This window comes from Teichococcus aerophilus, from assembly GCF_014490485.1.
In the GTDB taxonomy this organism is placed as follows: Bacteria; Pseudomonadota; Alphaproteobacteria; order Acetobacterales; family Acetobacteraceae; genus Pseudoroseomonas; species Pseudoroseomonas aerophila.
Map to the genome: position 1 here is coordinate 1 of NZ_JACTVA010000109.1, position 4276 is coordinate 4276.

General features: G+C 77.1%; 1 protein-coding gene. It reads left to right on the forward strand.

The window, feature by feature from the left end; translation table 11 throughout:
* Window positions 1–4276 (forward strand): acyltransferase domain-containing protein (locus IBL26_RS26030; protein WP_187787242.1); only part of this gene is annotated, 4276 nt, incomplete at both ends.

The window sequence follows — 4276 nt, forward strand, 5'->3', positions numbered from 1 at the left end:
CGCCCGCTTCCGCGACCTGCACGCCCACCGCCTCGCCCTGCGCGGCACCACGCCGGACGCCCTGGCCACCCTGCTGGCCGATTGGCTGGCCGGCCAGCGCGCCGCCCCGCACGCCGCCAACCCGGCGGTCACCCAGGGCGTCGCCCGCGCCACCGCCGATGGCCCGGTCGCCTTCGTCTTCTCCGGCAACGGCGCCCAGTTCGCTGGCATGGCGCGCGAAGCCATGGCGCACAACGCCACCTTCCGCGCCGCCATCCAGGCCGCCGACGCCGTGCTCACCCCGCTCACCGGCTGGTCCGGCGCCGCCAAGCTGGCCGAAGGCGTCACCGCCGAGGAACTGGCGGGCACCGACCACGCCCAGCCGCTCCTGTTCCTGGTCCAGTACGGCATCGTCGCCGTGCTGGTGGGGGAAGGCATCCGCCCCGGCCTCTGCCTCGGCCACTCGGTGGGCGAGGTCGCCGCCGCCTGCGCCGCCGGCATCCTCACCCTGCCCCAGGCCGCCCGGCTGGTCGTCGCCCGCTCCCGCGCCCAGCACACGCGGCGCGGCCATGGCCGCATGGCCGCCATCGGCGCCAACGAAGCCAATGCCGCGCCGCTGATGGCAGCCGCCGGCGAGGAAGCCGACTGGAAGCTGGAAGTCGCCGCCTATAATGGGCCGGACGCCATCACCCTGGCCGGCCCGCCCGGCCCCATCGCCCGCGTGGTGGCGGAGGCCAAGAAGCGCCGCATCCCCGCCGTGCAGCTGGATCTCGACTACGCCTTCCACTCCCGCGCGATGGACCCGGTGCGGGAAGCCCTGGCGGCGGACCTCGCCGGCCTCGCCCCCGCCCAGGGCACGCTGCCCTTCTTCTCCACCGTCACCGGCAGCCTGAAGCCGGGGCTCGACCTCGATGCCGAGTACTGGTGGCACAACCTCCGCGCCCCCGTCCGCTTCCAGGCGGCGGTGCAGGCGGCGGTGGATGCCGGCGCCCGCCTGTTCATCGAGATCGGCCCGCACGCCGTCCTGCAATCCTATATCCGGGACAGCCTGCGCGCGGCCGAGGCCGAGGCCCCCGTCCTCCCCACCCTCTCCCGCCGCGATGGCGATGGGGACCCATTCCCCGCCATCGCCGACCGCGCCTTCGCCCATGGCGCCGACCCGCGCCACGGCACCGCCTTCGCCGGCCCCGCCACGCGGGACGGCCTGCCCGCCACGCCCTTCGCCCGCCAGCGCCACTGGTTCACCGCGACGGTCGAGGCCCTGCGGCAGACCGACCCGGCGCAGGACCACCCGCTGCTCGGCTTCCGCCAGGGTGGCGAGGCCACGCGCTGGTCCCGCGTGCTGGACAGTGCCCTGGACCCCTGGCTGGCCGACCACGCCCTGATGGGCGAGGCCGTGCTGCCCGCCGCCGGCATGGCGGACATGGCGCTCGCCGCCGCCGCCCTGCACTACCCGGATGCGCCCGCACTGGAATTGCGGGAGCTGCAGCTGCTCCGCACCCTGCCCGTGGCGAAGGACAGCGCGCGCGAGGTCCGCTTCACCCTGGACCCCGCCACCGGCCTGTTCCAGATCGAGAGCCGCCCCCGCCTCAGCGCCGAGGCCTGGACGCTGCACGCCCGCGGCCAGATCGGCCCCGCCACCCTGGCCGCGCTGCCCGACGCCCCCCTGGCCGACCTGCCGGGCTGCGAGGATGCCGCCGCCCTGGTCGTCAGCGGCGAAGGCCTGATGGCCACCGCCCAGGGCTTCGGCCTGCATTACGGCCCCGCCTTCCGCCCGGTGCGGGAGATCCGCATCGCCCCCGATGGCGATTCCGCCCTGGTCCGCCTCGCCCTGCCGCCGGAAGCCCCGGCTGACGATGCCGGCTGGTTGCTGCACCCCGTCCGCCTCGATGGCGCCCTGCAAGGCCTGCTGGAGCTGATGGCGCAACAGGCGCCGGAGGAAGGCAAGGCCATGGTGCCGGTGCGCTTCGGCCGCCTGGTGCTGCGCCGCGGCGCCAGCCTGCCGGTGCGGGCGGAGCTGCGCGTGCTGCACCGGGGCGAACGCTCCGGCCAGTGCGCCGTGCTGCTGCGCGATGGCGCCGGCCAGGTCGTCGCCCGGCTGGACGACGCCTGGATGCAGGGCATCCGCCTCGCCCCCCGCCAGCAACTGGCCGACGCGGTGTTCCGCGTGGTCGAGCAGCCCACCCTGCCCGCCACCGCCCCGGACGCCGTCCCGGCCTCCGATGCCGTCTCCACCGATGCCGCCGCCAACGCCGCCCTGGCCCACGACGCCACGCTGGACCTGACCGAAAGCACCCTGCTGCTGGAAGGCCATGTCCTGGCCGCCGCCCACGCCGCGCTGCTGGCCAAGGCCGGCGCCGCCGGGCCAGCGGGTGCCATCCTCCCCGCCCAGGGCCTCACCCCCTACGCCCGCGCCCTTACGGAGATGCTGGCAGAGGACGGGCTGGCCGAGGCCACCGCCACCGGCTGGCGCCTGCTGCCGGGCGACGACCTGCCCCCCGCCCAGGAGATCTGGCAGGCCGTCCTGGCCGAATCCCCCACCCTGGCGCACGAGCTCGCCTGGCTGGCCCTGGCCGCCGAGCGCCTGCCCGCCGCCATCAACGGCCAGTCCCAGCCCGAGGCCCTGCCCCCCGCCGATGCCGCCGGGTTCGACCGGCTCTCCGGCGCCATCGCCGCCGCCGCCGCCACGATGGCTGCCACCTGGCCGGAAGGCCGGCCGCTGCGCGTGCTGGAAATCGGCGCCCAGGGCGGACCTTTGACCCGTCAGGCGCTGGAAGCGCTTGAGGCCACCGGCCGCCACATCCGCTACACCGCCACCGCCCCCGCCGGGGATACCCGTGCCGCCGCCATCCCGCCGCATGGGGAGCGCGTCAGCTTCACCTTCACGGCGTGGGAGCCCGGCACCGCCCTGCCCGGCCCGGCCGATCTTATCCTCGGCCTCGCCCCCGCCGCCCGGCTGCGCGCCGGCACCGGCCTGCTGGCCAGCCTCGCCGGCGCCCTGGCCCCCGGCGGCACCCTGCTGCTGGCCGAGCCGCTGCCCGCCCGCGCCTGGATCTTCGCCAGCGGCCAGGACGAAGCCTGGTGGAACGGCCCCGGCGCCGGCCCCGCTTTGCCGGACGCCGCCGCGTGGCAGGACGCCCTGGTCACCGCGCCGTGGCACGGCGCCCAGGTCGAATCCCTGGTCTCCGCCCCCTGGCCCGCTGTGCTGCTGGCCGCCGGCAAGTCCGCCACGGACGCCGCCGCCGAAGCCGCGTCGCCCGACGCCACCCCCATCCGCATCGTCGCCGATGCCGCCACCGCCGCGCTGGCCGGGGCGCTGGAAGCCGTCCTCGCCGCCGCCGGCATCCCCACCACCAGCGCCCCGCTGGCGGAGGCCGCCGCTACCCCGCCGCGCACGCTGCAGGGCACCCGCATCCTTGCGCTGATGGCGCCGGACGCCGCGTCCCTGGCCGCCAGCCTCGCCGCCACCACGGCGCTGGCGGAAGCCGCCCGTGGCGCCGCCACCGGCTTCACCCTGGTCGCCGCCGGCGGGGAAGCCGATGCCTGCCTCGCCCTCGGCCGCGTCCTGGCCAACGAGATGCCGGAGCTGAAGCCCCGCCGCATCGCCCTCGACCCCACCCTGGCCCCCACCGAAGCCGCCGCCCGCCTGCTGCCCGAACTGCTCGGCACGGCGCCGGAGCCCGAGCCGGAGTTGCGCCTGACCGCCACCACCCGGCTGGCGCCGCGCATCGTCCCCGGCCTCGCCCCCGCCGGGGCGCCGCAGGGCCCGGCCAGGCTGGCCATCCGCCAGCCCGGCCAGCTCGGCAGCCTGGCCTGGGAACCGCTTCCGGTGCTGGAAACCTCGGCCGAGGACGTCGTCGTCCGCGTCGAGGCCGCCGGCCTCAACTTTCGCGACCTGATGTGGGCCCAGGGCCTGCTGCCGGAAGAAGCCCTGATGGACGGCTTCGCCGGCCCCACCCTCGGCATGGAAATGGCCGGCACCATCGAATCCGCGCCCGCCGGCAGCGGCTTCGCGTTGGGGGACCGCGTCTTCGGCTTCGCCCCCGCCGCCTTCGCCAGCCGCGCCCGCACCCGCCCGCAGGCCATCGCCCACCTGCCCGCCGAGATCGGCTTCTCCGCCGCCGCCACCGTGCCGGTCGCCTTCCTCACCGCCGTCTACGCGCTGGAAACCTGCGCCAACCTCCGCGCGGGGGAGACGGTGCTGATCCATGGCGGCGCCGGGGCCGTCGGCCTCGCCGCGCTGCAGGTGGCCCGCGCCGCCGGCGCCCGCATCGCCGCCACCGCCGGCAGCCCGGCC